This is a genomic window from Bradyrhizobium sp. CIR48, from assembly GCF_014198315.1.
In the GTDB taxonomy this organism is placed as follows: domain Bacteria; phylum Pseudomonadota; class Alphaproteobacteria; order Rhizobiales; family Xanthobacteraceae; genus Bradyrhizobium.
This window is the reverse complement of record NZ_JACIHG010000005.1, coordinates 15,258-42,191: the sequence shown is the minus strand read 5'-3', so window position 1 is coordinate 42,191 and position 26,934 is coordinate 15,258. Positions and strand designations below refer to the sequence as shown.

Annotated in this window: 26 protein-coding genes; 20 read left to right on the top strand and 6 right to left on the bottom strand. The window is 64.1% G+C overall.

Annotated features, from left to right (window positions below; genetic code table 11):
- Positions 1-9 precede the first annotated feature (9 nt).
- From GGD66_RS16740 to GGD66_RS16695, 10 genes are all read left to right on the top strand, one after another.
- Positions 10-1,386 (top strand): sensor histidine kinase, encoded by a 1,377-nt coding sequence (locus GGD66_RS16740; protein WP_018315822.1) that lies wholly within the window; start codon positions 10-12, stop codon positions 1,384-1,386.
- A gap of 160 nt (positions 1,387-1,546) precedes the next feature.
- Positions 1,547-2,947: a hypothetical protein gene (locus GGD66_RS16735; protein ID WP_183258389.1), complete on the top strand. Its 1,401-nt coding sequence runs from the start codon at positions 1,547-1,549 to the stop codon at positions 2,945-2,947.
- A gap of 100 nt (positions 2,948-3,047) precedes the next feature.
- On the top strand, positions 3,048-3,317 hold the full coding sequence (locus GGD66_RS16730; protein WP_028143006.1) for a hypothetical protein: 270 nt from the start codon (positions 3,048-3,050) through the stop codon (positions 3,315-3,317).
- Positions 3,318-3,448: 131 nt separating this feature from the next.
- Entirely contained in the window at positions 3,449-4,558 is a 1,110-nt protein-coding gene (ccmI, locus tag GGD66_RS16725; protein ID WP_092256895.1) for a c-type cytochrome biogenesis protein CcmI, read from the top strand.
- Positions 4,559-4,595: 37 nt separating this feature from the next.
- Positions 4,596-5,123 carry a cytochrome c maturation protein CcmE gene (gene ccmE, locus GGD66_RS16720; protein ID WP_028143008.1) on the top strand — a complete coding sequence of 176 codons (528 nt, stop codon included), beginning with the start codon at positions 4,596-4,598 and terminating at the stop codon, positions 5,121-5,123.
- Positions 5,120-7,102 carry a heme lyase CcmF/NrfE family subunit gene (locus GGD66_RS16715; protein ID WP_183258388.1) on the top strand — a complete coding sequence of 661 codons (1,983 nt, stop codon included), beginning with the start codon at positions 5,120-5,122 and terminating at the stop codon, positions 7,100-7,102. The genes ccmE and GGD66_RS16715 overlap by 4 nt, the downstream gene beginning before the upstream one ends.
- 4 nt (positions 7,103-7,106) lie before the next feature.
- Positions 7,107-7,589: a cytochrome c-type biogenesis protein gene (locus tag GGD66_RS16710; protein WP_183258387.1), complete on the top strand. Its 483-nt coding sequence runs from the start codon at positions 7,107-7,109 to the stop codon at positions 7,587-7,589.
- Positions 7,590-7,694: 105 nt separating this feature from the next.
- Positions 7,695-9,038, top strand: a complete 1,344-nt coding sequence (locus GGD66_RS16705; protein WP_183230980.1) for a methyl-accepting chemotaxis protein — start codon at positions 7,695-7,697, stop codon at positions 9,036-9,038.
- 215 nt (positions 9,039-9,253) lie between these two features.
- On the top strand, positions 9,254-10,831 hold the full coding sequence (locus tag GGD66_RS16700) for a Do family serine endopeptidase (protein ID WP_092256476.1): 1,578 nt from the start codon (positions 9,254-9,256) through the stop codon (positions 10,829-10,831).
- A gap of 274 nt (positions 10,832-11,105) precedes the next feature.
- Entirely contained in the window at positions 11,106-11,786 is a 681-nt protein-coding gene (locus tag GGD66_RS16695) for a response regulator transcription factor (protein ID WP_038947105.1), read from the top strand.
- A 96-nt stretch (positions 11,787-11,882) separates the two neighbouring features.
- Here GGD66_RS16695 and GGD66_RS16690 read toward each other — a convergent pair whose 3' ends face one another.
- The 3 genes from GGD66_RS16690 to GGD66_RS16680 form a co-directional block, all read right to left on the bottom strand.
- Positions 11,883-12,119: a helix-turn-helix domain-containing protein gene (locus GGD66_RS16690; RefSeq protein WP_179734115.1), complete on the bottom strand. Its 237-nt coding sequence runs from the start codon at positions 12,117-12,119 to the stop codon at positions 11,883-11,885.
- Positions 12,120-12,942: 823 nt separating this feature from the next.
- Positions 12,943-13,764 (bottom strand): SDR family NAD(P)-dependent oxidoreductase, encoded by an 822-nt coding sequence (locus GGD66_RS16685; protein WP_183237422.1) that lies wholly within the window; start codon positions 13,762-13,764, stop codon positions 12,943-12,945.
- A gap of 22 nt (positions 13,765-13,786) precedes the next feature.
- A complete protein-coding gene (locus GGD66_RS16680; protein ID WP_183237423.1) occupies positions 13,787-14,620 on the bottom strand; it encodes a MurR/RpiR family transcriptional regulator in 834 nt (277 codons plus the stop codon).
- 185 nt (positions 14,621-14,805) lie between these two features.
- Between GGD66_RS16680 and GGD66_RS16675 the strand changes: the two genes are divergently transcribed.
- The 7 genes from GGD66_RS16675 (at position 14,806) to GGD66_RS16645 (ending at position 21,677) form a co-directional block, all read left to right on the top strand.
- Positions 14,806-16,050, top strand: coding sequence for an ABC transporter substrate-binding protein (locus GGD66_RS16675; RefSeq protein ID WP_183237446.1), 1,245 nt, complete (start codon positions 14,806-14,808; stop codon positions 16,048-16,050).
- A gap of 91 nt (positions 16,051-16,141) precedes the next feature.
- Positions 16,142-17,062, top strand: coding sequence for a branched-chain amino acid ABC transporter permease (locus GGD66_RS16670; RefSeq protein WP_183237424.1), 921 nt, complete (start codon positions 16,142-16,144; stop codon positions 17,060-17,062).
- Positions 17,063-17,065: 3 nt separating this feature from the next.
- Entirely contained in the window at positions 17,066-18,109 is a 1,044-nt protein-coding gene (locus GGD66_RS16665; RefSeq protein WP_183237425.1) for a branched-chain amino acid ABC transporter permease, read from the top strand.
- Positions 18,106-18,849, top strand: a complete 744-nt coding sequence (locus GGD66_RS16660) for an ABC transporter ATP-binding protein (RefSeq protein ID WP_183237426.1) — start codon at positions 18,106-18,108, stop codon at positions 18,847-18,849. The genes GGD66_RS16665 and GGD66_RS16660 overlap by 4 nt, the downstream gene beginning before the upstream one ends.
- Positions 18,846-19,547, top strand: coding sequence for an ABC transporter ATP-binding protein (locus GGD66_RS16655; RefSeq protein WP_183237427.1), 702 nt, complete (start codon positions 18,846-18,848; stop codon positions 19,545-19,547). Before GGD66_RS16660 ends, GGD66_RS16655 begins: the two co-directional genes overlap by 4 nt.
- Before the next feature lies 1 nt (position 19,548).
- Positions 19,549-20,208, top strand: a complete 660-nt coding sequence (locus tag GGD66_RS16650) for an ATP-binding cassette domain-containing protein (RefSeq protein WP_183237428.1) — start codon at positions 19,549-19,551, stop codon at positions 20,206-20,208.
- 32 nt (positions 20,209-20,240) lie between these two features.
- Positions 20,241-21,677, top strand: a complete 1,437-nt coding sequence (locus tag GGD66_RS16645; protein ID WP_183237429.1) for an NAD-dependent succinate-semialdehyde dehydrogenase — start codon at positions 20,241-20,243, stop codon at positions 21,675-21,677.
- 139 nt (positions 21,678-21,816) lie between these two features.
- Here the strand turns inward: GGD66_RS16645 and GGD66_RS16640 are convergent, their stop codons facing one another.
- On the bottom strand, positions 21,817-22,176 hold the full coding sequence (locus GGD66_RS16640) for a RidA family protein (protein ID WP_183237430.1): 360 nt from the start codon (positions 22,174-22,176) through the stop codon (positions 21,817-21,819).
- Positions 22,173-23,501, bottom strand: coding sequence for a histidinol dehydrogenase (gene hisD, locus GGD66_RS16635; protein ID WP_183237431.1), 1,329 nt, complete (start codon positions 23,499-23,501; stop codon positions 22,173-22,175). Before hisD ends, GGD66_RS16640 begins: the two co-directional genes overlap by 4 nt.
- Before the next feature lie 68 nt (positions 23,502-23,569).
- Here hisD and GGD66_RS16630 point away from each other — a divergent pair, with 68 nt between their 5' ends.
- Positions 23,570-24,286, top strand: coding sequence for a GntR family transcriptional regulator (locus GGD66_RS16630; protein WP_183258386.1), 717 nt, complete (start codon positions 23,570-23,572; stop codon positions 24,284-24,286).
- 6 nt (positions 24,287-24,292) lie between these two features.
- On the opposite strand, the gene GGD66_RS16625 is transcribed toward GGD66_RS16630, so the two are convergent.
- Complete coding sequence (locus GGD66_RS16625) at positions 24,293-24,643, bottom strand: RidA family protein (protein WP_183237433.1); 351 nt, start codon at positions 24,641-24,643, stop codon at positions 24,293-24,295.
- A 109-nt stretch (positions 24,644-24,752) separates the two neighbouring features.
- On the opposite strand from GGD66_RS16625, the gene GGD66_RS16620 reads away from it, so the two are divergent.
- Together GGD66_RS16620 and GGD66_RS16615 are read left to right on the top strand one after the other, a co-directional pair.
- Positions 24,753-25,832, top strand: coding sequence for an ABC transporter substrate-binding protein (locus GGD66_RS16620; protein WP_183237434.1), 1,080 nt, complete (start codon positions 24,753-24,755; stop codon positions 25,830-25,832).
- Positions 25,775-26,929, top strand: coding sequence for an ABC transporter ATP-binding protein (locus GGD66_RS16615; RefSeq protein ID WP_246783427.1), 1,155 nt, complete (start codon positions 25,775-25,777; stop codon positions 26,927-26,929). The genes GGD66_RS16620 and GGD66_RS16615 overlap by 58 nt, the downstream gene beginning before the upstream one ends.
- Positions 26,930-26,934: the final 5 nt, after the last annotated feature.

Genomic DNA, 26,934 nt, shown 5'->3' with positions numbered 1-26,934 from the left:
ATCATTCCGATGGCCGCTAGTTCGCTTGCGACCCGCCTGTTCCTGTCGGCGACCGCCTGGCTCGTGGTGATCCTGGCCATCACCGGCGTGGTGCTGTCGTCGGTCTACAAGAATGCCACCGAGCGCGCCTTCGACAGGCGGCTCAATCTCTATCTCCGCACCCTCATCGCCGAGGTCGCAACTCCCGACGAGCCGCCCGACCGCCAGTTCCAGTCGCTGGGCGAGCCACTGTTCGAGCTGCCGCTGTCCGGCTGGTACTGGCAGATCACGCGGACCGACACCGAAAAGCCGGAGGTGCGCTCCTCGCGCTCGCTCTGGGACAAGAAGCTGCCGAAGCTGGAAGAGCAGGGCGCCGAGCTCACCGCCGCCGGCATCCGGCTGGCCTATGTCGACGGGCCCGAAGGCCAGAATCTGCGCATGGTGGAACGGCCGGTCGATCTCGGCGCCGACGGCAAGTTTCTGGTCAGCGTCGCCGGCGACGACACCGAGATCTTCGACGAGACGCGCAGCTTCGACTATTATCTCGGCGGCACCTTCACCGCGCTCGGCATCGTGCTGCTGCTGACGACCGTATTCCAGGTCCGCTTCGGCCTCGCACCGCTCAAGCGCATCTCGGAATCGATCGCCGACATCCGTTCTGGGCGGGCTGAGCGGCTCGAGGGCGAATTCCCGGTCGAGATTGCGCCGCTGGCGCGCGAGACCAACGCGCTGATCGATGCCAATCGCGAGATCGTCGAGCGCGCGCGCACCCATGTCGGCAATCTCGCCCACGCGATCAAGACGCCGCTCTCGGTCATCGTCAACGAGGCCGGCGCCCACATCACCGATCCCTTCGCGGCCAAGGTGATGGAGCAGGCGGATGTGATGCGCGACCAGGTCGCTCATCACCTGGAGCGCGCGCGTATCGCGGCGCGAGTCTCGGTGGTCGCGACCGTGACGGAAGTGGCGCCGGCCATCGAGGCATTGCGGCGGACCATGGAGAAGATCCATCGCGACCGCGGCATCGTCGTCGAAGCCAAGGCCGATCCGTCGGCAAAATTTCGCGGCGAGCGGCAGGATCTGGAGGAGATGGTCGGCAATCTCGTCGACAATGCCTGCAAATGGGCGGCCTTGCGCGTCTTCATCGAGGTCCTGGTGGAGCCGCCGCACCAGGCGGGGGTGGGCCCGCGGCTGCGGATCATCGTCGATGACGACGGCCGCGGCCTGTCGGAAGCCGAGCGTGCGCAGGTCTCGCGGCGCGGCCAGCGGCTCGACGAGTCCAAGCCCGGCTCGGGGCTGGGGCTGTCGATCGTGACCGACCTCGCCGCACTCTATGGCGGCAGCCTCTCGCTCGGTGGTGCGCCGACCGGCGGCCTGCGCGCTGAACTGGTCCTTCCCGGCATGTAATCCATTGTTCCGACGAGGTTATTCGTCCTCGTCGATGCCCGGCCGCAGCAAACTGGCGGGATTCGGTCCGACGTCCTAAACGGCTTCTTAAGTGGGGGCCTCCTATGATCGCGCCGGACCCATCCCATGTCCGCCATTTTACCGTGCATTACCCGGGCGCATGAGCCAGACATCGATCGAGCGGCTGAGGGAATATCTCGCGCAGCTCCCGCCGCAGGCGCAGGCGCTGCTGATGCGGGAGTTCGAGCGCGCGCTCGAGCGCGGCCAGGACACGGCTGTCGCGACCCTGGTGCTCGAGCAGTTGCGCAAGATCGTCCGCAAGTCCGAAGCCGATGAAGCCCCGCCACCGCGCACGGACGATCTGTCGCGGCTGCTGTTCCAGGCGCTGGAACCGTTCCTGATCGAGGCTGGCGTCCCGCTGCGGGTCGGGCAGATCCGCCGCACCTCGCTCCAGCCGATCTGGCAATGGCTCGGCCGCGACGGCGCACCGGATAAGGTGAACGAATTCGAGGCCGCGCTGGCGCGGATGCCCCTCGATAGTGCGGGGCAGGTCGAGGCCCTCGCGCAGAAGCTCCAGGGGGTGGCTGCGGATGCCATTTTCGAGCTGACCGGTCCCGGCGGCGGCGACAAGTCGCGCGCGCTGGCCCGGGTCGGCGCGCCCAACGTGATCGAGGACCTCTATTCGATCGGAGCGGTGCTTCAGGTCCGGGAGGCTATCGCCGGCCTGAACGAGAAGCTGCCGCGCACCTTGCGCGCCTTCGGCGATCCCCAGATCGCCTCGGTGACGTCGGCGCTCAACATTCCGGTGCTGCAGACCCCGCAGATGCTGCCCTTCGCGCTGTCGATCGTGGTGCAGCGGATGACGGCCCCGTGGCAGATCATCCGCCTCGCCATCAAGATTGCCGCGTCTGACGACGAGATCCGCGTTGCGGCGACGCCTTACGGCGTTGCCGTCACGATCGCGCTGCACGACCTGTCCTGTGTTGCCGCCACCCTGCGCATGGACATCAAGCGCGGCCATTTCGACAACGTTGCCGGCAACCTCAAGGCGTTGCACGATGGCGTGCGCGGCCTGCGCACCGAGCTTGACCTGCGCAACGATTCCGCCTGGGGCAAGCAATTGACCTCGATCCGGGCCGACATCTCCAATGCGCTGCAATCCGAGATCGACAGCGTTCCCGGCCGCGTTCGCCGCATCCTGCGCCAGCGCCCCGAGAAAGACATTCCGCCGGGTGCGCGGATCGACAGCACCGAGGTGGAGGAAACGGCGGCGCTGATCGATTTCGTCGCGACCTGCCGCAATTATGCGAGCGAGCTTGCGATCAACGAGGTGACGCTGCGCACCTATTCCGACCTCCAGCAATATGTCGAACGTTCGACCGAGCAGCTGGTGCAGTCGCTGCGCGCCGCCGATCACAAGGTCCGCACCTATCGGCAGCAGCAGGTGCAGGCCGCGATTCGCTTCTGCCAGGTGCTGTTTGGCGATGATTACGCCTCGTTGATGAGCCGGGCCGCGGAGAACGCAGCGACCGGCGAGCGCAAATCGTCGCGCGCGAGCTAACCTAAGCGCATATTTTCGTGATCACAATTTGTGGTTGACGGTACCGGTGGTGCGCCGTACGGTCCCCGTGCAAGTCCGGGGAACTTCTATTTGTGGGCGCATGAAACCCGTTATCAGCTCCATTGAAATCGAGAACCGCATCATTGTTGCCAAGTATCAGAGACTGATGGTCGGTGCCAAAGTGGTGCTGGTCGAGAAGGCAAGCGGTCGGCAACTCTCTGAGACAATCACGAGGGTTGCATCCCCGGTTCCGGTCGGAGCGCTGCGCATCAGATTGCCGGACGCAGTCAAGCCGGGAACATACTTCCTGAGGGCCTTCAACGGCCACGGTGAGGACGCCGCGCAAAGTACGGACTTCGAGATCGGCTAAGCCGTTGGATTTTCACCGTTTCGAGACCGCGCGCGGTCGCGCCAAATTGACAATTGTCAATTGCCGCATCGTCCGGCCGTGGTGTAAAGCCACCTATGGGCGCGGTTCGTGCGCTGCCGGAAGCTTGCCAGATGACGCTATGGTTCGTGTTCGCGCTGATGACGGTCGCGGCGATTTTCGCCGTGCTCTGGCCGCTTGGCCGCAATGGACGCGCGCAAGACCAGGGCAGCGAGGTCGCGGTTTACAAGGACCAATTGGCCGAGATCGAGCGTGATCTCGCCGCAGGCTTGATTCCCGCGCCGGACGCCGAGGCTGCGCGCGTCGAGATCAGCCGCAGGCTGCTCGCTGCGGCCGCCAGCGAGCCAGCCATGGCGCCGAAATCGAATCTCAAATGGCGCCGCGCGGCGGCCGTGCTGGCGCTCGCGGGCCTGCCGCTCGTTGCGATCGGCATTTATATGCCACTCGGCTCGCCCCGGCTTCAGGACTTTCCCCTGGCGCAGCGCGAGCGCGGATCCGGGTCCGGCGTGGCGCAGTCACTCGAGAATCTCGTCGTGCAGGTCCAGCAGCATCTGGAGAAGAATCCGACCGACGGGCGCGGCTGGAATGTGCTCGCGCCGGTGCTGGAGCGGCTCGGCCGTTTCGACGATGCGGTGCGTGCCTATCGCAACTCGCTCACCTATAATGGCGAGAGCGCGGAGCGCCGGTCCGATCTCGGCGAAGCGATCTCGGCTGCCGCCGGCGGTGTAGTGACCGTCGAGGCCAAGGCGGAGTTCGAGCGTGCGCAGGCCCTGAACGCGGACGATCCCAAGGCGAACTACTTCCTGGGCCTTGCCGCCGAGCAGGATGGTCGCAAGGGCGATGCAGCCACGATCTGGCGCGCGCTGCTTGTGAAAGCGCCCGCGGATGCGCCGTGGCGTGCCCTGGTGCAATCCTCGCTGGCGCGGGTCGGTGGCGGGACGATGCCGGCTCTGTCGGACGAGACGATCGCCGCTTCCAAGGATATGGCCGAAGGCGATCGCAACGCGATGGTGCGCGGCATGGTCGATCGTCTGGCTACCCGGTTGAAGCAGAACGGCGACGACGTCGATGGATGGTTGCGCCTGGTGCGTGCCTATCTCGTGATGGGCGAGCGGGACAAAGCCATGGGGGCATCGGCCGATGCCCGGCAGGCGGTTGCCAGCGACGCCGAGCGGCTGCGCCAGCTCAACGAAGGCCTCAGGACTCTCGGGCTCGGCGGATGACGATGTCGGGACGAGCGAAGCGGAGAACGGATACGCCATGACGCGCAAGCAGCGACGTATGACCATCATCGGCGGCTCGCTCGCCGTGCTCGCGCTCGCGGCCGCGCTGGTGCTCAATGCACTTCGCGACTCCATCGTGTTCTTCTCGACGCCGACTATGGTCGCCGAGAAGCACGTCGAGCCAGGCAAGCGGTTTCGCCTCGGTGGACTGGTGCAGCCCGGCTCGCTCCAGCGCGGCGACAATCTCGCGGTGACCTTCGAGGTTGCCGACGGCAATGCCAAGCTGCCGGTGGCCTATAAGGGCATCCTGCCCGACCTGTTCCGCGAGGGGCAGGGCGTCGTCGCCGAAGGCGCGCTCGACGCCCATGGTGTGTTCAAGGCCGATACGGTGCTTGCCAAGCACGACGAGACCTACATGCCCAAGGACGTCGCCGATGCCCTCAAGAAGCAGGGGCATTGGAAGGACGATTACGGCGGCAAGCCTTCTGACAGCGGCAAGACGTCCGATGCGGGCAAGCCCGCGGCGACGACCGCGCAGGGCAACCCGCAGGGAGCAATGCGGTGATCGCAGAATCCGGACATTACGCGCTGGTGCTGGCACTTGGGCTCGCACTGATCCAGTCGATCGTGCCCCTGATCGGCGCGCGCCTGAACGATGCCGCGCTGATGAATGTGGCGCGCTCCACGGCGCTGGCGCAGCTGCTGTTCGTCGGTGCCTCGTTCGTTGCTCTCGTGATGCTGCACGTGAACTCGGACTTCTCCGTCGCGAACGTCTACGAGAACTCCCACTCGATGAAGCCGCTGCTCTACAAGATCACCGGCGTCTGGGGAAACCATGAAGGCTCGATGCTGTTGTGGGTGTCGATCCTCGCGCTGTTCGGCGGGCTGGTCGCAGCGTTCGGCAACAATCTGCCGCTGTCGCTGCGCGCGCACGTGCTCGCCGTGCAGGCGTGGGTCGCCAGCGCCTTCTACCTCTTCATCCTCGTGACATCGAACCCGTTCCTGCGCATCGTCACCCCGCCGGTCGAGGGCCGCGATCTCAATCCGGTGCTCCAGGACATTGGGCTCGCCGTGCATCCGCCGATGCTCTATCTCGGTTATGTCGGCTTTTCGATCTCGTTCTCCTTCGCGATCGCGGCGCTGATGGAGGGCCGGATCGATGCGGCCTGGGCGCGCTGGGTGCGTCCGTGGACGCTGGTCGCCTGGATATTTCTGACGCTTGGCATCGCCATGGGCTCGTACTGGGCCTATTACGAGCTCGGCTGGGGCGGCTGGTGGTTCTGGGATCCGGTCGAGAATGCCTCGTTGATGCCGTGGCTCTCCGGTACCGCGCTGCTGCATTCGGCCCTGGTGATGGAGAAGCGCAACGCGCTGAAGGTCTGGACCATCCTGCTCTCGATCCTGACCTTCTCGCTGTCACTGCTCGGCACCTTCCTGGTGCGCTCGGGCGTCATCACCTCGGTGCACGCCTTCGCCACCGATCCCACCCGTGGCGTGTTCATCCTGCTGATCCTCTGCCTGTTCATCGGCGGCAGCCTGGCCCTGTTCGCGGGCCGCGCCACGTCGTTGAAGCAGGGCGGCCTGTTCGCGCCGATCTCGCGCGAGGGTGCGCTGGTGCTGAACAATTTGCTGCTCACGGTCGCCTGCGCGGTCGTGCTGTTCGGCACGCTCTATCCACTCGCGATGGAAATGCTCGCCGACTTCAAGATGTCGGTCGGTGCGCCCTTCTACAATCTCACCTTCGCGCCGCTGTTTACCCTGTTGCTGCTTGCCGTGCCGTTCGGGCCGATGCTGGCGTGGAAGCGCGGCGATCTGCTCGGCGTGACGCAGCGCCTGCTAGCTGCGGGCGTCGCCGGGCTCGTCGCCGTCGCCATCGCCTGGGGCTGGGCCAGCGGGGGCAGCACGCTGGCGCCGCTCGCGATCGGGCTTGGCATCTTCGTCATCGGCGGCGCGGTCACCGACATCGTCGAACGGACCGGCTTCGTGCGGCTGCCGTTCGCAACGGTGCTGCACCGGGCGCGCGGCATGCCGCGCTCGGCCTGGGGCACGGCGTTCGCGCATGCCGGCCTCGGCGTCGCGCTGATCGGGATCGTCTGCGAAACCACCTGGAATAGCGAATATATCGCGACCATGAAGCAGAACGACGTCGCCCACATCGCCGGCTTCGACGTGAAGCTCGACGGATTGCTGCAGCGTCAGGGCCCGAATTACCGCGAGATGATCGCCGAGTTCAACGTCGGCCTCGATGGCAAGCCGCTCAGCGTCATGACGCCCTCCAAGCGCAGCTTCACCACCCGCGGCTCCTCGACCACCGAGGCCGCGCTACTGACGCGCGGCGCGAGCCAGCTCTACATTTCGCTCGGCGAGGCCAATGCCGAGGGCGCCATCGCCGTGCGGATCTATCACAAGCCGCTGGTGCTGCTGATCTGGTGGGGGCCGGTGCTGATGGCGTTCGGTGGCGTGCTGTCGCTGTCCGACCGGCGGCTGCGGGTCGGCGCGCCGAAGCCGGCGCGGGCCAAGCAGCGCCTCCAGCCGGCGGAGTGATCCGATGCGCCGGATGATGGCCGCGTTCGTCCTGCTGATGCTGCTGGCCTTGCCGGTGGCCCACGCCGTGCAGCCCGACGAGATCATGCCGGATCCTGCCAAGGAAGCCCGCGCGCGGGAGCTGTCGCGCGAGCTGCGCTGCATGGTCTGCCAGAACCAGTCGATCGATGATTCCGATGCGCCGCTGGCGCGCGACCTGCGGCTCCTGGTGCGCGAGCGCATCGGCGCCGGCGACAGCAACTCGCAGGTGCTCGACTTCCTGGTCGCGCGCTATGGCGAGTTCGTGCTGCTGAAACCACGCTTCGAACGTCAGACCCTGCTGCTGTGGCTGCTCGGGCCGCTGCTGCTGATCGGCGGCGGAGTGGCGCTTTGGCTGCAAATCCGGCGTCGTGCGCGCAGTGGTGCAGACGTACCTGCTCCGCCGCTCACTGCGGACGAACAGGCGCGGCTCGCCGCGTTGATGTCCGATGATGCGAAGTCGTCCTAGGCTACGTAATGATACTTAGGCCGCTTGGCGCAGCTTGTTTCATGCTCTGTTGACCTTTGTCTGGAAGCTTGTCGCAAGATTCGATTCCAGCCTTTGAGTCCCCCCATGTTCGCGAACAGCAATCTGACGATCCGCTTCCTGGTCGGCGCCGTCGTCGCTGCATTATTGTTTCTGCTGGGCATCGGCGGCGGCACCGGCTTCATCGCGGTGCTCTATCTCAACAACGAGATCACCAGCCTGTCGGCGGACTTCGCCGCGCTGAGCGGCCCCGCGCGCGACCACGCCATGCAGATCTACCAGCAGGCGCAGACTGCGTTCTCCTATTTCCTGATGGCCTGCGGCGTGATCGCCGTCGTCGCCGTCGCGATCTGCTTCACCACCTGGTTCGCCGTGCGCAACGGCATCCTCAGTCCACTGGCCGCGATCGTGCACGCCATGCGCGAGGTCGCCGACCAGAAATTCCAGACATCGGTTCCGGGGCTTGGCCGCACCAACGAGATCGGCCTGCTCGCCGGTGCGCTGGAGGTCTTCAAGACCAACGGGCTCGAGCGGCGCCATCTCACCGAGCAGCAGCTGCGCGAAGCCCAGCACCAGGCCGAGCGATCGAAATTCCTGGACGACCGGATCAAGCGCTTCAACGATCTCGTCGCCAGCGTCGTCGACAGCGTGGCCTCATCGGCCGTGCATCTGAAGAGCAACGCCGAGACGCTGTCGCGGACCGCCAACGACACCAGCACCAAGGCCAATGCAGTCGCGAGCGCGGCGAGCCAGGCCAGCGCCAGCGTGCAGACGGTCGCAGGTTCTGCCGAGGAGATGACGAACTCGATCGGCACGATCAGCCGCCGCGTCACCGACGCGACCCAGCGCGCCGAGGGCGCGGCGTCCCAGGCGGAGAAGAGCCGCGACACCATCCACACACTGTCGGATGCCGCCGACAAGATCGGCGAGGTCGTGCAGCTCGTGCAGGCGATCGCATCGCAGACCAATCTGTTGGCGCTGAACGCCACCATCGAGGCGGCGCGGGCAGGAGAGGCCGGCAAGGGGTTTGCGGTGGTCGCCTCGGAGGTGAAGAATCTGGCGCATCAGACCAGCAAGGCGACGGAGGAGATCACCTCTCATGTCGCCAGCATTCAGGGCATCACCGCGGAGACGCGCGGCGCGATCGACGGCATTTCCAAGACGCTGTCTGAGATCTCGTCCATCATGTCCGGCATCGAGGTCGATACCGCCCAGCAGCGCAACGCCACGCAGGAGATCACGCGCAGCGCCCAGAACGCCGCGCACGGAACCCTCGACGTCTCCAACCATATCGTTCAGATCACCTCGACCTCCGCACAGACCGGCCGCATGGCCGCCGAGGCGCGGGATTCCGCGGTCGACCTGTCGCAGCAGGCCGCGACCCTGAAGCGCGAGGTCGACGAGTTCATCGTCAGCGTCAGGGCAAGCTGAGCGCGCCAAAACGCGCCTGCATCACGGGAACTCGGTTAAGTTCCTGTGAGACCACAATTTTCGGTCTGCGCTGAACTGCCGCATCGGACCTCGCCCTTCATTACAAAAGTTTAACCCCGCCGCCAGCGCACGGTAAGGCGGGAGCCCCCATCTTCAGGACCGTAAGGTGCCGCCATCGGGCACCAAATGGATTTCAAGGCCCTGGAGATCTCCGCATGACCGACCGTCCCGACCTCTCGAACCTTCCGTCCTACCGGCAGCCGCGCCGGTCGGTGTTTTCTGCGCGCAAGTTCGCGCTGATGGCCTCGGTCGTCGCCGGTCTCGGCGCGGCCGTCTATGGCTTCAGCCCCTCGACCTCGCCGGCCGACCTGTTCTCGACCCCGGCGCATGCGCAGGTCAACAACGAGGTCCGCAAGGTCGAACGCCCGGTCGGTTTCGCCGACATCGTCGAGCGTGTGAAGCCGTCGGTGATCTCGGTGAAGGTCAACATCAAGGAGAAGACCGCGAGCAACGACGACGGCGATGATTCCTCCTCGCCGTTCCAGCCGGGCTCGCCGATGGAGCGCTTCTTCCGCCGCTTCGGCGGTCCGGATGGTTTCCCGGGCCTGAAGGGCGGCCGTGGCCGCGTCGTGCAGGGTCAGGGCTCGGGCTTCTTCATCTCGGCTGACGGCTTTGCCGTGACCAACAACCACGTGGTCGACGGCGCCGACAAGGTCGAGGTCACCACCGATGACGGCAAGACCTACACCGCCAAGGTGATCGGCACCGACCAGCGCACCGACCTCGCTTTGATCAAGGTCGAGGGCAGCTCGAACTTCCCGTTCGCCAAGCTCGCCGACGCCAAGCCGCGGATCGGCGACTGGGTGCTCGCGGTCGGCAATCCGTTCGGCCTCGGTGGCACCGTGACCGCGGGCATCGTCTCGGCGAGCGGCCGCGACATCGGCAACGGTCCGTACGACGATTTCATCCAGATCGACGCGCCCGTGAACAAGGGCAATTCCGGCGGTCCCGCTTTCGACACCAACGGCGAAGTGATGGGCGTCAACACTGCCATCTACTCGCCCTCGGGCGGCAGCGTCGGCATCGCGTTCTCGATTCCCGCGAGCACGGTGAAGAGCGTGGTCGCCCAGCTCAAGGACAAGGGCTCAGTCAGCCGCGGCTGGATCGGCGTGCAGATTCAGCCTGTCACCTCCGACATCGCCGAGAGCCTCGGCATGAAGAAGGCCGAAGGCGCGCTGGTGGCGGAGCCTCAAGCGAACGGTCCGGCCGCGAAGGCCGGCATCGAGTCCGGCGACGTGATCACGGCGGTCAATGGCGAGTCGGTCAAGGACGCCCGCGAGCTTGCCCGCACCATCGGCGGCATGGCACCCGGTGCGACCGTGAAGCTCAACGTGCTGCACAAGGGCCAGGACAAGGTCGTGAACATGACGCTCGGCCAATTGCCGAACACGGTCGAGGCCAAGGCCGATAACGACAATGACAGCGGCAAGGGTGCGAGCAAGGGCACCGACGTGCCCAAGCTCGGCATGACCGTTGCCCCCGCCAATTCGGTGGCCGGCGCCGGCAAGGAAGGCGTCGTGGTCACCGAAGTCGATCCGAAGAGCGCCGCGGCCGAGCGCGGCTTCAAGGAAGGCGACGTGATTCTCGAAGTCGGCGGCAAGAGCGTGGCCACCGCCGGCGAAGTTCGCGATGCCATCAACATGGCGCGGACCGACAACAAGAACAGCGTCCTGATGCGCGTGAAGAGCGGCGGCCAGTCGCGCTTCGTCGCGGTACCCCTCGCCAAGGGCTGAGGCTTCAGGAGGCCTACGAGATGAAGGGTGTCGCCGGCATCAGTCGCCCCCGCCGACGGCGCTCTTCTGGGAAGCAGCGCAACGTTCGCTTCCCCTGTCTACCTTCCGGTGGAATTACGCCCCCCTCCGTCGGAAGGCCTAGGGCGGTGAAGTCCCCCCAGCTTCACCGCCCGCCTTTTTCTCGATGCCAGAGTCTCCCCCTCGGCTTGCATGCGATTGCCGCTCGCGCCATGTTTAGAGAAGGTTGACCTCCTTGACCGCCGCCGAACGCACGATGCGCCTCCTCATCATTGAAGACGACCGCGAATCCGCCGACTACCTCGTGAAGGCGTTTCGCGAAGTCGGACACATTGCCGACCACGCCGCCGACGGCGAGGAAGGCCTCGCCATGGCTGAGAACGGCGATTACGACGTGCTGGTGGTCGACCGCATGCTGCCCAAGCGCGACGGCCTGTCGCTGATCGGTGCGCTGCGCGACCAGGACAACACGACGCCGGTGCTGATTCTCTCCGCGCTCGGACAGGTCGACGACCGCATCAAGGGCCTGCGCGCCGGCGGCGACGACTATCTACCAAAACCCTATTCCTTCGCCGAGCTGCTGGCCCGCGTCGAGGTGCTGTCGCGCCGCCGCGGGGGGCCTGCCGAGGACACGCTCTACCGCGTCGGCGATCTCGAGCTCGACCGGCTCTCCCACCGCGTCGCCCGCGGCAAGGACGAGCTGACGCTGCAGCCGCGCGAATTCCGCCTGCTCGAATATCTGATGAAGCATGCCGGCCAGGTGGTGACGCGCACCATGCTGCTCGAGAACGTCTGGGACTATCATTTCGATCCGCAGACCAACGTGATCGACGTGCACATTTCGCGGCTGCGCTCCAAGATCGACAAGGGCTTCGAGCGGCCGCTGCTGCATACGATCCGCGGCGCCGGGTACATGATCCGTGACGGAATAAGATAAGATGCGGTACCTACTGCAGTTCTTCAGTGGGCTTGGTTCTTGATTGCCAATTTCTTACCGAATCCTTTTGCCGTTGGCTCAAAATAGAAGCCCCGCCTAAGCGGGGCTTTCTACAATCGGCTTCCGGGCGTCGGGCAGTGTTCCCAGCCACACTCTCAAATCTTCGGGCAAGATGATCGTGCGCCTCCCGTGCTTCTTAGCCCTAAGTTTGCCGGCGCTGATCGCTTCGCGAATGGAAGTCAATCCGATCCCGGTGAGGGCGCTTGCCTCCTCAGGTGACACCGCGAATCGTTCCGAGAGCGGTACCTCACCCTTCTGTCCGAATTCGTTCATCTCAAAGCTCGATCTTTTGCGGAGTCACGACAGTGTGGCGGATCCAATCGGCTTACGCTTCGACCTATGTTGCCAACGCTGGTGCCTGCTTGGTTCGCCTACAGTGCGGTTGACGGCCATGAAGCACTGCAAACATTATTTCTGTTGGTGGCTCAACACCAAGGAAAGCAAACTTGCTGCACCGTGCGCCTAGATCGCGATGGATACGTCATCCTGATACGGCTCGCCGCTACTACGTCGAACGGATCATATTCGTGTTATCATCGCATCTGTCGAGCTAAATCATCGTCAGCGTGGCAGCCCATTGTGCGGAGGTGCATTGCGAACTTCGCGGCACCACGTCAGATTCCCCTGTAAGGAACACCAGCACACACTTCGAGCGCGTCTGAAAACGTTGAACGAAGCAAAATATGCGCCGGCCTTGGCTATGCCGGACACGCACCACTAGCTTTCTTCTTCACCGAAGGTGGTGGACGACCTTTCCGGTAATTGGCTGCAATCGAACATCGATTGCTGGAGTCAGCTCGAACTCTCCAATGATGGATTGGATCGAGAGTTCAAATTTTTCAGTCGGTTAGCGCATGTGCACAGCGTGTTCACCGGGAAATCAAGCAGAAATCCATCAGGGGCAAGCACCGGCAAGTCCTCATTCGAAGCGATGTCCGAAGAGCGGTGGCGTCGGAAACCGGCGCGCCGCAGGAAGCCGACCAGTACTACGACTTAGATCGATCTGGTACGCTCGATGGCAGCGCCTTGGCGCCATACACGCTGATGCTCTGCCACGCAGTGGGCGAATCGCCGAGAGCATCGAGGTTGCACGTGCTCACGCCGGCCACGCCTGCCCGCCACCGTCGATGCGCAGCACCTGACCAGAGATGAAGGCGCCCATCGGCCCGGCGAACAACTCGACCACGCGCGCGACCTCGTCGACGGTCGCGATACGATCGAGCGTGCCGGTCTCGACCATCCTGTCAGGATCGACTGCGCGCGTGCCGAGGAAGCGGCCGGTGCGGGTGTCGCCGGGCGCGATGCAGTTGACAGCGATGTCGTAGGCGCGGAGCTGGTCGGCGAGGCAGCGCGTGTAATGGGTGACGCCCGCTTTCGCCACCGCATAGATCGAGCCGTTGGTGCGCCCCTTGAAGGCGGCGACCGAGCCGAGCGTGACAATGCGGCCGCGCCGCCGCTCCATCATGCCCTTTGCGACCGCCTGGCAGGTCAGGATGATCGAGAGCAAATTGCGCTCGAGCACCGCGCGCACGTCGGCTTCTTTGATGTTGACGGCGTCGTTCGGATCGGGCTTGCCGCCGGCAGCCGCGATATCGCCGCCGGCATTGTGCACGAGGATATCGATCGGGCCGAGCGCGCTTTCTGTCTCGGCGATCACGCGCGCAATGTCCTCGCCCTTGGTGAGATCGCCCAGCATACGCTGGCTGCGTACGCCGAATTGCCGGCTGACTTCCGCGGCGACGGCGGTGAGGGTGGTGCCCTCGCCATATTCCGCCGGGCCGTTCTCGCGCATGCCGTGAATGGCGACGTCGGCGCCGAGGGCTGCGAGCTTCTCTGCAAAGGCGCGGCCGAGTCCGCGCCCCGCGCCGGTCACCAGCGCTACTTGGCCTGCCAATACTTTCGCGTCATGTGCAACCATGATCTTCTCCCGTCTTGAAAGCCTAATCTCCCGCGAGATCAAGGCCGATCGCCAGCGCCTGCACCAGGCACATCGGCGCCACCAGCGTCCGCAGCGCCGGCTCGGGCATGTCCTGGATCTCGAATACCACGCTGGCGCTCTCGACGATCGGGCTCAGCAGGCTGTCGGTTATGGAGATTGTAGGCACGCCCCGCGCGACGAGCTCCGGGAACAGCCGTGCCGTGTCGGGATAGTAGTTTCGGAAGCTGATGGCGACCAGCGCATCGTCCGCAGTCGCCGCGTGCGACTGCTCATGAATGCTGCCGCCGACGCCGTCCAGCAGCACGACGCGCCGTCCGAGCTTGCGCAAGACATAGGCGAGGTGGATCGCGACCGGAAACGAGCCGCCGAGGCCGAGCAGATAGATGTCGCGGGCTTTCGCGAGGATCGCCGTCGCTGCCTCGAGGTCGCGCGTGTGCACGGACTGACTGAGCGTCATCAGCGCCGATTGCGCTTCTGAGACGAAGCGTGACAGCACCGCGGCGGGCTGGCGGCCGAGCACTGATTTCTCCTCGCTCTTCATGCGCGCGAGCCGCGCCTTGTAGCTGGGAGCAACGCCGGCGACGAGGCGGGAGCGGAACACCTGCTGCATCTCGGTGAAGCCGCCGAATCCGAGCGCATGGGCAAAGCGCACGATCGCCGAGGGCGGCACGCCCGAGCGCTGCGCGACCTCCGCCACGGTGCCGAGCGCGACATCGGTCGGGTGATCGAGCACGAACTCCGCGATCTGTTGCAGCCGGCCCGACAAGGCGCGGTGCCGCTGCGCAATCTCGCCGCGCAGCTCGTCGTAACTCGTCACTCCCTGGGCCTTGTTCATCGAGTCGGGTCTCCGGATCGGCAAACCTGTTTAACGGCATTTCACGGCTTGGATCAAATATTCTACTTTACTTCACCAGTGGAATGAATATTCTGAGCACACAAAAAAGAGCAAGAACGTCGAAACGGGAGGAAGCGATGAGAGTGCGTCAGATCTCACGGCGAAGCGTTTTGAAAGGCAGCTTGATGGCCAGTGTCCTCGCCGGCACCGGCGGCTTCTTCGGGCCATGGCGGGAGAACCACGTCTGGGCGGAAGGCGCGAAGCCGATCAAGCTCGGCCTGACCTGCGATGCCAGCGGTCAATACGGCAACAGCGGCCAGGATGATTTGCGCGGCATCAAGATGGCGATCGACGAGTTCAACGCCAAAGGCGGCGTGCTCGGCCGTCAGGTCAGTTTCGTCACCGCAGACACCGAAACCACGCCGGCCACCGGCAGCCGCGTCGCCGAACGCTTCATCACCCGCGAGGACTGCACCATCCTGATCGGCGCGCTGCATTCTGGCGTCGCCAACGCCATCACCCAGGTCGCCAGCAAATACGGCGTGATCTATCTGAACACGAACTCCTCGGCGCCGAGCGAAGCCGGCGAGAACTGCTCGCGCGTCAAGTTCGTCTGGGACGGCAACGGCACCAATTTCTCCAAGGCATCGGTCAAGAACGCGGTCGATTCCATCGGCAAGAACTGGATGCTGCTGACCAACGACTATGTCTGGGGCCACACGACCTCCGCCGCGACCAAGGCGCAGGTCGAGGCTGCGGGCGGCAAGATCATCGACAATCTCCTGGTGCCGCAGAACACGCGCGACTTCACCGCCTATCTGCTGAAGATCCAGCAAGCCAAACCCGACGTTGTGGCGACTGCGATCGGCGGTGACGACATCAAGGCGCTGCGCGAGCAGGTGGCGCAGCTCAAGCTCGACGGCAAGCCGGCCTGGATCAACAACCAGCAGGACTGGCCCGACGTCTGGGGCGCGCCCGATAGCCTGTTCGGCGTGTTCGGCACGACCTGGTACCACAAGCTGCAGCTGCCCGGCGTCGCCGACTTCGTGAAGAAGTGGCAGGCCGCCAACAAGGACGGACCGATCCCGGTGCCCGGCAATGTCTCCTACAACGGATACATGTCGACGCGTGAGCTGCTCCGGGCGATCGAGCGGGCAGGGTCGACCAACAACGTCAAGATCATCAAGGAGCTCGAGAACCTGAAAGTCTCGGCGACCGACCGCATGCAGCATTTCGATGCCTACATGGATCCGGTGACGCATCAGATGCAGCAGACGATCTATCTGGCGCGGCGCAACGCCAAGCTGTCGGACAATACCGATCTCTACGAGATCATCAGCTGGACCGAACCGAAATCGGCCGCCGATGACGCCGCGCCCACCAAGTGCAAGCTCACGCCCTATGAACAGGTGCCGACCGTCGATTCCTGAACAAGGGTCGTCATATCGATAGAAGCGGTGGCGCCACCAGCACGGCGTCACCCGCGCCCGCCTTGGAATGACAATTGCGAGACCAAATACCTTGCTCGACCTCCTTCCGCATCTCGTGAACGGCCTGACTCTCGGCCTGTTGTTCGCGCTGATCGCGCTCGGCTTCATGCTCATCGTCGGGCTGATGGAGCAGATCAATCTGGCGCACGGCTCGTTGTTCGCGCTCGGCGCCTATGTCGCGATGCAGCTCACCGGGCCGCGCCCGCCTTTGCCGCCCGATCTTGCGAAATTGTGGCTCGCGCTGCCGCTCGGCTGGCGCTATGCCGCAACGCTCGTCATTGCGCCCGTCATTGTGAGCCTCGTCGGCATGCTGATCGAGGTCTGCATGCGGCGGACCTATGGCAAGGACCCGCTGTACGGCCTGTTGCTGACCTTCGGCGCGGCGATGGTGATCGAGGAACTGATCCGCCTGGTCTGGGGCACGCGCGACTATGTGCTGCAGGTGCCGTCGGCCATCAATGGCGGCTTCCTGTTCGGCGACCTGATCTGGTCGAGCTATCGCTTCTACGCAGCCGGCATCGCGGTCGGGATCATCGCTCTGGTCTGGGTCCTGATCGAAAAGACCTCGTTCGGCGCGACTGTGAAAGCGGGCGCCCATGATAGCGAGATCGTGCGCGCGCTCGGCATCAATCTGTCGCGGCTGCGGCTGCTGGTGTTCGTGTTCGGCACCATGCTGGCGGCGATCGCCGGCATCATCGTCGCGCCGATCTGGGGCATCCGCCCGCATATGGGCGTCGACGCCGTCATCCCCGCCTTCCTCGTCATCGTACTCGGCGGCGTTGGAAGCTTTTGGGGCGCTGTCGTCGCCGGTCTCCTGGTCGGGCTCTGCGTCGGCCTCGCCGGCGCCTATGCGTCCGAATGGTCGCTGCTATCCATGTACATCCTGCTCGTTGCCGTCGTGACGTTCCGCGCGCGCGGCCTCTGGGGCAAGCAGAGCGTGCTCGAGGTCTAGGGAATGATTGTGGGCTCGACGACCTCATCCGACGCTGCGCGTCTGCTCACGCCGACGATGCTGGTGCTCTGGCTGGTGCTGGCGACGGTGCCGCTCTGGATCACGCGTATCGGGCTTTATCCCTATCTCGGCATTGAGATCCTGATCTGGTCGCTCTATGCGCTGGCCTTCAACCTGGTGCTGGGTACGGCCGGGCTGCCGTCGTTCGGCCACGGCGCCTATTTCGGCATCGGTGCCTATGCCTTCGGGCTCTGCCAGTTCGATGTCGTCGCGAATCTCTGGGTTTGTCTTGCCGCGGCGGCCGTTGTCGCGGGGCTCGCCGGCGCGCTGGTGGCGCTGTTCATCTCGCACCGGCGAGGTATCTATTACGCCTTCATGACGATCGCCTTCGGCCAGATTTTCTGGACGCTTGCGATCAAGTCGCACCGAGTCACCGGCGGCGAGGACGGGCTGCTCAAGATCAAGCGTCTGCCGGCGGATTTTGGCCTGTTGTCGTTCGATCTCACAGATAATGTCGCATTCTTCTATTTCGTGCTCGCGGTGTTCGCGGTCGCCGTCGCGGTGATGTGGCGCCTGGTGCATTCGCCCTATGGCCGCGTGGTTGCGGCCATCCGTCAGAGCGAGGTTCGCGCCGCGCATCTCGGCTACAATGTGTGGCTCTACAAGGCTTCGGTCTTCACCCTGTCGGCTGCGCTGTCAGGCTTTGCCGGCGGCCTGTTCGCGATGGCGCAGCTCGCCGCATTCCCTGATGTCATGAGCCTGCATCAGTCCGGCTACGTCGTGATGATGACGCTGGTCGGCGGTGGCCTAGTCAGCTTCTGGGGTCCAGTGATCGGAGTATTCCTTTTCCTCACCGCCCGCGACGTCATTGGCGCGCTGACCAATGCCTGGATGCTCTATTTCGGCCTTCTGTTCATGGCGATAGTGCTGTTCCGCCCCGAGGGCATCGCCGGGGCGCTCTCGGCGGCCGTGCGCCAGCATTCCCTCAACGCTCTCAGGCGGCGGGGGACGTCGGCCATGCGGCTCCTGGTCGGAGGCGGGCGATGAGCATGATCGAGGCCGCGGGCGTGCATGTCCGCTTCGGCGATCGCGTGGTGCTGGAGAGCATCGATCTCGACGTCGGGGAGGGTGAATTCCACGGCGTGATGGGGCCGAATGGCGCTGGCAAGACCACATTCTTCAACGTCCTCACCGGCCGGGTGAAACCGAGTCGCGGCTCGATCCGGCTCGGCGGCGAGGACGTCACGGGCCTGAGCCCGCATCGCATCGCGGCCAAGGGCATTGCCCGCTCGTTCCAGATCATGACGCTGTTCGACGAATTTTCCGCGCGCGACAACGTCGTGGTCGGCCTGCCGGCGTTTCGCGCGCGGGGGCTCGACGTCGCGCGCGCCGCGGCCGGCGATTGCAGTTTCGCCGATCAAGCGAGCGAAGCGCTCGCCGCCGTCGGGCTTGCGGACAAGGGCGATGTCCGCGCCAGGGATCTCTCCTACGGCGACCGCCGCGCGCTCGAGATAGCGGTCGCGCTGGCACAGGCGCCGCGGGTGCTGTGCCTGGACGAGCCGACCTCCGGCCTCGGCTCAGACGGCGTGCAGCGGCTGGCTGCCCTCGTCGCACGTCTGAAGGGCAAGCTCACTATCGTTGCGATCGAGCACGACATGGAGTTCCTGTTCTCGCTCGCTGACCGCATCTCCGTCATCCACTGGGGCCAGGTGGTGGCGCGCGGCACGCCCCATGAACTGCAGCAGAACGAATGGGTCCGGCGCTCCAATCTCGGGAAATTCGCATGATCCTCGAAGTGGACGGGCTCGATACGTTCTACGGCGAGACCCAGGCGCTGTTCGGCGCCTCGCTCGCCATCGAGCAGGCAAAGGTCTTTGCGCTGCTCGGGCCCAACGGCGCCGGCAAGACCACCATGCTGCGCTCGATCCTCGGGCTGACGCGGCCGCGCCGTGGCGCGGTGCGCTTCGACGGGTACGACGTTACGCGCAACCCGACTCATGAAATCGCGCGCGCCGGCATCGGCTGGGTGCCCGACGACCGGCGGCTGTGCCCAACCCTGTCAGTGGCGCGCAATCTGTCGATCGCGCAGAAGCGCACGCGCTTCCGCAACTGGTCCGTCAAGGAAGCCGCCGCAATCTTCTCGCCGCTCGAATATCTGATGGAGCGAGACTGCGAGAATCTGTCGGGCGGCGAGATGCAGATGGTGGCGATCGCTCGCGCGCTGGTCGGCTCGCCCGGGCTGGTGCTGTTTGACGAGCCGAGCCAGGGGCTGGCGCCGAAGATCGTTGGCGACGTGCTCGCGACGATTCTGCGGATGAAGGACGAGGGCATCGCCTCGCTGGTCGTCGAGCAGAATGCCGAGATCGCGCTGTCGGTCGCCGACCATGCCGCGGTGATCGACCGCGGCCGGATCGTCTGGACCGGGGAGGCCGCCACGCTCCGCGATGATCGCGGGCTTCGTCAGCGCTTGCTGGGAGTGCAATAGAGTGTCCGCGCCGCTGCTCGTTCTCGATGATATCCGCAAGGTCTACACCAGAGGCCGCGTCATCCGACGCCTCACCTTCACGCTCGAAGCAAATCTGTCGCTGGACGAGCCGGGCATCGTCGGCGTCGTGGGGCCGAACGGAGCCGGCAAGACCACGCTGTTCGAGATGATGACGGGCTCCAATGCGCCCACCTCAGGCCGCGTGCTGGTTGCCGGTACCGATATCCACGGCGTCAAATACCGGGAGCGCGACCGGCTCGCGATCCACTATCACCAATCCTACCAGGTCCGGCGCTTTCGCAAGCGGGTGCCGTCGGCCTTGCTGGCGCCGTCGCCGACCCGGACGCCCCTGGTGCATCTGTTCGACGAGCCGCAATTCAACCTGCAGGACGGCTATATCGGTTTCATGCTCGATTTCTTCCGCAAGCTGCGTGACGAGGGCAGGCTCGTCATCCTCTGCATGCACCCGACGGCGAGCTGGCACCTGGACATCCTGGCCGAGATCGCGGAGCAATTCCTGTTCGTGGCCGACGGTGGGGTGAGGCGCATGGCGGATTTCCGCGCCCTTGCCGCTGAGCCGCGCTTCCGCTCTTATCTCGGACCAGAGATGACCCGTGCCGCCGATGCCATCGTCGCGGCGGCCCGGCCGTCCACGCATTGAAGCAATATGGAAGCGATCAAGGGGAGAGACACTTGGCTTACTCGAGCACCCAGCTTTTCATCGGCGGCAAATGGCGTCCGGCCCAGTCGGGCAAGGTCATCGAGGTCGTCAACCCCGCGACCGAAGAGGTGATCGGCACCGTCGCCCACGCCGACACGGCCGACCTCGACGAGGCACTCGCTGCGGCCGCAGCCGGCTTCAAGGTCTGGCGCAATGTCGCCCCCTTCGAGCGCTGCCGCATCATGCGCAAGGCCGCGGCGATCATGCGCGAGCGTAACGACGAGATCGCGCCGCTGCTGACGATGGAGCAGGGCAAGACGCTCGGCGAAGCCAGGATGGAAGCGATGGCCGCCGCCGACGTGATCGAGTGGTTTGCCGAAGAGGCCAAGCGTGCCTATGGCCGCGTGATCCCGGCGCGCGGACCGGGCATCTACCAGCTCGCGATCAAGGAGCCGGTCGGGCCGGTCGCGGCGTTCACGCCCTGGAACTTCCCGATCAACCAGGTCGTGCGCAAGCTCTCGGCCGCGCTTGCCGCCGGCTGCTCGATTATCGTCAAGGCGCCGGAGGAGACCCCGGCCTCGCCCGCGCAGCTGATCCGCGCCTTCGCGGATGCCGGCGTGCCCGACGGCGTCATCAACCTCGTCTATGGCGTGCCGGCAGAGATCTCCGAATATTTCATCCCGCATCCGGTGATCCGCAAGATCTCGTTCACGGGCTCGACCAGCGTCGGCAAGCAGCTCAACGCGCTCGCCGGCCTGCACATGAAGCGCGCCACCATGGAGCTTGGCGGCCACGCGCCGGCGATCGTGTTCAAGGACGCTGACGTCGCGTCAGCTGCGAAGATACTGTCGGCCGCGAAATATCGCAACGCGGGCCAGGTCTGCATCTCGCCGACCCGCATGCTGGTGCACGACGACGTCTTCAAGGAGTTCGTCGACAAGTTCGTGGACGGTGCCAGGGCATTCAAGGTCGGCAACGGCCTCGACCCCGAGTCCAAGATGGGCTCGCTCGCCAATCCGCGCCGGGTCACCGCGATCGAAGGCATGGTGCAGGACGCCGTCGGCAGGGGCGCCAAGCTCGAGACCGGCGGCAAGCGCGTCGGCAACAAAGGCTATTTCTTCGAGCCGACCGTCGTCAGCGATGTGCCGAAGGACGCCCGCGCCATGAACGAGGAGCCGTTCGGCCCGCTGGCGCTGATCTCGCGCTTCTCGACCTTCGACGAGGTGGTTGAGGAAGCCAATCGCCTGCCGTTTGGCCTCGCGTCCTACGCCTTTACTTCATCGGCCAAGACCGCGACCGCGATCGGCTCTGCAGTCGAAGCCGGCATGATGTCGATCAACAGTTTCGGTCTCGCGCTGCCGGAAGTTCCGTTCGGCGGCATTAAGGATTCCGGCTACGGCTCGGAAGGCGGCACCGAGGCGATGGAGGGCTATTTCAATACTAAGTTCATCACGCAGAGCGGTGTGTGAGTAAAATCGCCGCTATCGGTGGCAATGCGCATTTAGCTAAAACGGCGAGGCCTCTTAATTAGCCTCGCCCAGTACATTCGCGGTGCCGTCTGACGAGACCAATGCAAGTCGCGATGCCAATGCGAGCGCGTAGCGGCTCTCAGGAGAAAGATTTACCAGCCGCAATCGCCGTCAGTTCTAATTTGACTCCAGCACCAAGATCAGCGACGCCGATCACGGCGCGCGCAGGCAGCTGAGCGGGTGCGAAATGCGCGGTCCAGGCGGAGTTGAGAGCAGCCTTCTCGCCGGGATCCGTCAGATAGATAGTCACCTGCAAGACGTTGGACAGGTTAGATCCGACTTTCTGGAGTAGACGTGACAGTTGGCCCAGCACGTCTTCTGCCTGGCCGGCCATTTCCAGGGTCGTGTCCTCCGCGACGATTCCGCCGATGTAGAGCACGCCGTTATGCTCAACAACTTCGTGGAGCAGTGCTTCGTATGGCAGGGTGCGCTTGATCATTGTGCCACCGATGATGACGCAGCCACGGACGCGCCATAGGGCACGTTCTTTCCGCCATAACGGCGCACTCGGATATTGGCCTGCTCAGCGTGACCGACAAACCCTTCGAGATTGCAGAGCCGCGAGCAATAGGCGCCCACCTCTGCCGCGGCCTTGTCAGTAATGACGCGCTGATACGTCACGGTCTTCAGGAACTTCCCTACCCAAAGACCACCGGTGTAGCGAGCGGCGGTCCTTGTCGGCAGCGTGTGGTTTGTCCCGATGACCTTGTCGCCAAACGCGACGTTCGTGCGCGGCCCGAGGAAGAGTGAGCCGTAATTGGTGAGGTGCTCCAGGAAGTAATCGGGATCGCGCGTCATGACCTGGACGTGCTCAGATGCGATACGATTGGCTTCTCGCACCATCTCGGCGTCATCTGCGCAAACGATCACCTCCCCATGTGCCTCCCAAGCTTTCCGGGCGATAGTCGCCGTCGGCAGAATGCCGAGCAGTCTCTCGATCTCTGAGATCGTGTCCTTTGCCAACTTCTCAGAAGTTGTCAGAAGAATTGCCGGGGAATCGGGTCCATGTTCGGCCTGGCCCAGCAGGTCGGTGGCGCACAATTCACCATCGATTGAATCGTCGGCAATTACCAGGGTTTCAGTCGGTCCGGCGAACAAATCGATGCCGACGCGACCAAACAGCTGCCGTTTCGCTTCCGCAACGTATGCGTTGCCCGGTCCAACCAGCATGTCGGCGGCCGGAATGGATTCAGTGCCGAGTGCCATTGCGCCGACTGCCTGAACGCCACCAAGACAATATACTTCATCGGCGCCTGCAAGCTTCTGAGCTGCCACGATCGCTGGGGCTGGACGACCTTGATAGGGCGGAGCGCACGTCAGGACACGCTTCACCCCTGCAACTTTGGCGGTAATGACGGACATGTGGGCCGAAGCGAGCAGGGGGTACTTGCCACCCGGAACGTAGCAACCGACAGCGTCGACCGGGATATTCTTGTGACCAAGGATGACCCCCGGAAGTGTCTCCGCCTCGACATCCTTAAGGGCGGAACGTTGAATTTCGGCGAAGTTGCGGACTTGCTCCTGCGCAAACCGGATGTCATCGAGGTCCTGACGCGACAACTGGCTGATGCAGTCTGCAATTTCTTTCTCGGTAAGCCTGAAATCGGCGCGGTCCCAACCGTCGAACTTGCGCGATGCATCGCGCACGGCGGCATCCCCTCGCGAAGCAATGTCCGCCAACAGCGTTTCAACCGTTGCCCGGATGCTCGCATCCTCGATCGCCTGAGCGCCGGCATCCCGTCCTGACTTCACAATCTTCGGCATATAGGTTATCCTCCGGCCAGTTGTCTGACATGTCACATCTGACATGTCAATAGGTGCGAGGGCGTGTCTTGGACGAGGCGATCGAAGGTCAGATCAAGGACCAGTTCTACGAGACGTTGAAACTTGCAATCATTTCCTGCGAGCTGCCGCCGGGGGAGGAGTTGTCCGAGGGCTATCTCGCTGCCCACTATGGTGTCGGCAAGGCGTCAGTGCGGCACGCGCTGTCCCGTCTCGGCCAGGACGGCTGGGTTACGAGCAGGCCGCGTAGTGGGCATGTCGTGGCGCCGATGACGATGGAAGATGTGGTGGATATCTTCGCCATGCGCGAGATCGTCGAGCCGGAGTCTGCCGCGCGTGCGGCGGGTAACATTTCAGAAGCGAAACTGAGGCGTCTGAACAAGGCATGCGCCAATCCCTATCGCGTGAGCGACATCTCCGCCAAACGACGGTTTCTGCTCGCCAACCGCGACTTTCATGTCGCGATCGCCAACGCCAGCGGAAGCTCCCGGCTGGCGAAATCCGTGGCAAAGCTGCACGACGAATCCCTGCGCATTCTATATCTAACCGCCAGCGAATCGGAGTTGTCGGACGACTGGTCGCGCGGTCATGGTCCGATGATCGAGGCTATTGTCGCAGGCGATCGGGCTGCGGCGCATAGAACCACGCTCGACGGGATCAGGCGCAGCCAGGACCGCGTCATGGCAGTCTTCGCGGCTGCGCCCGAACTGATTACAGGTCGACGGACGCTCAGGATCCCGGCGCGTCTGGCGGCGGCGAGATCTTGATGGCTTTCAATCTATGGCGGCGGTCACCTTGATCTCGACGAAGTGACGCTGAGAGGCGAGCGACGCGCCGACTGTGGCACGCGCCGGCGCCTGGCCTTCCGGCATCCACTCTTCCCATATCGCATTCATCTTCGGCGCGTCTTCCATCGATGCGAGCCAGATCTGCGCCGACAGGATCTTTGTTTTGTCGCTGCCCGCTTCCTTGAGCAGCGCGTCAATTTTCGCAAGCGTCTCCCTGGTCTGTCCCTCGACCGGAGCGTTCAGGTCGTCGGCGACCTGTCCCGCCAGATATGCAATTCCACGGTGAACGACGAGTTTGCTCAGCCGCTTGTTGGTTCCGCTGCGGTGGATCGTCATGGGGCATTCTCCTTCGATTGCCAATCAAACCGCGCGCCCATTGACATGTCAGAACTGACATGTCAATGATGTCCCAACTGGTGTTTTGAGTCGAGACGAGGGAGGCCCCATGAGCAGGATTAAGCCTACGACCGCTCTGTCGCGTCGCGCATTTCTGGGAACGGCGGCTGTTGCCGGTGGAGCGGTGTTCGCGCCTTCGATCTGGGGGCTGCGGGCACAAGAAAACCGACGCATCGTGCTACGCGATCCCGGTGGCCCTTACACTCCCGGCTTCACCGTGGCGTTCTACGAACCCTTCAAGAAGGCCACCGGCATCGAAGTGGCTGGCGTGGTCGGCCAGCATGATCCGATTGCCTATATAAAAAGCATGGTCGAGACTAAGAGTTACGTCTGGGACGGCGCTCTTCTGAACAACATGTCTCACGATGTGCTCATGGACTCGAAGTCCGGTATGTTTCTCGATGAGCATCGGGCCTCGGCCGGCGGCATTCCGGAGCGCTATGTTACCCCGAGCTTTATGCCGGTCCTGGCGCTCCAGACCGTGTTCGCTTATCGCGGCGATGCCTTCGTTGGAAAGACGGCTCCTGGCTCGTGGGCTGATTTCTGGAACGTGAAGGACTTTCCGGGCCGCCGCGCGTTGCGGAAGGCGCCTCAGGATACTCTCGAGCAAGCGCTTCTTGCGGACGGCGTTCCTGCCGATCAGCTCTACCCTCTGGACCTCGATCGCGCCTTCAAAAGCCTCGATCTCCTGAAGAAGGACGTGCAGATCTGGTGGACTGGCGGCGCTCAGACCTCGCAGATGCTGAAAACTCGCGAAGTGGATCTCTGCCCAACGTGGAACGCGCGCGCTCAGGCGGCGGTCGATGAGGGAGCGCCGGCGAAACTGGTGTTCAACCAGGGTCTTCTTGGGACGGAGGGATTCTGTGTCATCAAGGGCGGACCAAAGGCTGATCTCGTCCGCGAATTCATTGCTTTCACGCGAGATCCCCAACGCCAGGCGGCGTTCACCAAGGACCTTTCCTATGGGCCAGTCCACCCCGACGCCTACAAGTATATCGGCGCCGAGCGCGCCAAGGTGCTTCCGACCTCGCCTGAGAACTTAAAGACAGCCGTCCAGATCAACACGAAGTATTGGGCTGGAGTGCAAAGCGCGGTTCAAGAGCGCTTCAACGCCTGGCTGCTGGGATGAGGGGAGCCAATTTGGCGAAATCTATCAAGCTCGCGACGCGCAATGTCGGCAAAACGTATGGTTCAGTCGTTGCGCTCCAGGGTGCGTCTTTCGATCTAGCGGAAGGCGAGTTCCTGACGCTGCTGGGACCGTCCGGCTCGGGAAAGACCACCCTGCTCATGATCGTAGCAGGGCTGGTCATGCCAACCTCGGGGCAGGTGATGATCGACGGTCGGCCAGCCACAAATGCGCCGAGTTACGATCGGGACATCGGCATGGTGTTCCAGAGCTACGCGCTGTTTCCGCATCTGTCTGTTGCGGAGAACGTGGCGTTTCCACTCGAGATGAGAAAGCTGCGAAAGGCCGAGATCGAGGAACGCGTGCGCGCGACGCTGGACCTTGTCCGCCTCGGTCATCTCGCGGACCGATTGCCAGCGCGTCTGTCCGGCGGCCAGCAACAGCGCGTGGCGCTCGCCCGTGCGATGGTCTATCGGCCCTCGATCATATTGATGGATGAGCCTTTGGGTGCGCTCGACAAGAAGCTGCGCGAGCAGATGCAGGAAGAGATTCGTCGTCTCCACCGAGAGCTCGGCATCACCGTTCTTTATGTGACGCACGACCAGGATGAGGCCATGGGCCTTTCGGACCGGATTTGCCTCATGAACAATGCGCAGATCGAGCAAATCGGTTCGCCTGACGAGTTGTATTTCCGCCCGCAGACGGCATTTGCGGCAAACTTCATCGGTGAGTCCAACCTGCTGCCGGTCTCGATAACGAGCTCCGCGGGCCACGAGCGCGAACTCAAGAGCAAGGTCGGAACGACCTTCCATGGATGCGCAGTCGACGGAAGTCCGGTCCAGGGCGAGGCGCTTCTCGGGATTCGACCGGAGCGGCTGAGGCTGCTCGCCAGCGCCGAAGTCGCGGACAACGAGTTGACGGGCAAGATTCGCGAGAGCGTGATGCTGGGCGCGCTGACGCGCGTCACGATCGACGCCGAAGATGGCGGTCGATTGACAGCTCTCCTCCTGACGGCTGGGAACAGCCGGCTCAAGCCGGGCGAAGTGGTGCGCGTCGGCTGGGAAACCGGCGCAGGAATTGTGCTTCCAAAAGCTGCGTGAGTCGA

Bases quoted from the DNA above. Each gene is read 5' to 3' on its own strand.
- GGD66_RS16740 (WP_018315822.1), top strand. From the start codon at position 10: ATGGCCGCTAGTTCGCTTGCGACCCGCCTGTTCCTGTCGGCGACCGCC.
- GGD66_RS16735 (WP_183258389.1), top strand. From the start codon at position 1,547: ATGAGCCAGACATCGATCGAGCGGCTGAGGGAATATCTCGCGCAGCTC.
- GGD66_RS16730 (WP_028143006.1), top strand. From the start codon at position 3,048: ATGAAACCCGTTATCAGCTCCATTGAAATCGAGAACCGCATCATTGTT.
- ccmI (WP_092256895.1), top strand. From the start codon at position 3,449: ATGACGCTATGGTTCGTGTTCGCGCTGATGACGGTCGCGGCGATTTTC.
- ccmE (WP_028143008.1), top strand. From the start codon at position 4,596: ATGACGCGCAAGCAGCGACGTATGACCATCATCGGCGGCTCGCTCGCC.
- GGD66_RS16710 (WP_183258387.1), top strand. From the start codon at position 7,107: ATGCGCCGGATGATGGCCGCGTTCGTCCTGCTGATGCTGCTGGCCTTG.
- GGD66_RS16705 (WP_183230980.1), top strand. From the start codon at position 7,695: ATGTTCGCGAACAGCAATCTGACGATCCGCTTCCTGGTCGGCGCCGTC.
- GGD66_RS16700 (WP_092256476.1), top strand. From the start codon at position 9,254: ATGACCGACCGTCCCGACCTCTCGAACCTTCCGTCCTACCGGCAGCCG.
- GGD66_RS16695 (WP_038947105.1), top strand. From the start codon at position 11,106: ATGCGCCTCCTCATCATTGAAGACGACCGCGAATCCGCCGACTACCTC.
- GGD66_RS16690 (WP_179734115.1), bottom strand. From the start codon at position 12,119: ATGAACGAATTCGGACAGAAGGGTGAGGTACCGCTCTCGGAACGATTC.
- GGD66_RS16685 (WP_183237422.1), bottom strand. From the start codon at position 13,764: ATGGTTGCACATGACGCGAAAGTATTGGCAGGCCAAGTAGCGCTGGTG.
- GGD66_RS16680 (WP_183237423.1), bottom strand. From the start codon at position 14,620: ATGAACAAGGCCCAGGGAGTGACGAGTTACGACGAGCTGCGCGGCGAG.
- GGD66_RS16675 (WP_183237446.1), top strand. From the start codon at position 14,806: ATGGCCAGTGTCCTCGCCGGCACCGGCGGCTTCTTCGGGCCATGGCGG.
- GGD66_RS16665 (WP_183237425.1), top strand. From the start codon at position 17,066: ATGATTGTGGGCTCGACGACCTCATCCGACGCTGCGCGTCTGCTCACG.
- GGD66_RS16660 (WP_183237426.1), top strand. From the start codon at position 18,106: ATGAGCATGATCGAGGCCGCGGGCGTGCATGTCCGCTTCGGCGATCGC.
- GGD66_RS16655 (WP_183237427.1), top strand. From the start codon at position 18,846: ATGATCCTCGAAGTGGACGGGCTCGATACGTTCTACGGCGAGACCCAG.
- GGD66_RS16640 (WP_183237430.1), bottom strand. From the start codon at position 22,176: ATGATCAAGCGCACCCTGCCATACGAAGCACTGCTCCACGAAGTTGTT.
- hisD (WP_183237431.1), bottom strand. From the start codon at position 23,501: ATGCCGAAGATTGTGAAGTCAGGACGGGATGCCGGCGCTCAGGCGATC.
- GGD66_RS16625 (WP_183237433.1), bottom strand. From the start codon at position 24,643: ATGACGATCCACCGCAGCGGAACCAACAAGCGGCTGAGCAAACTCGTC.
- GGD66_RS16620 (WP_183237434.1), top strand. From the start codon at position 24,753: ATGAGCAGGATTAAGCCTACGACCGCTCTGTCGCGTCGCGCATTTCTG.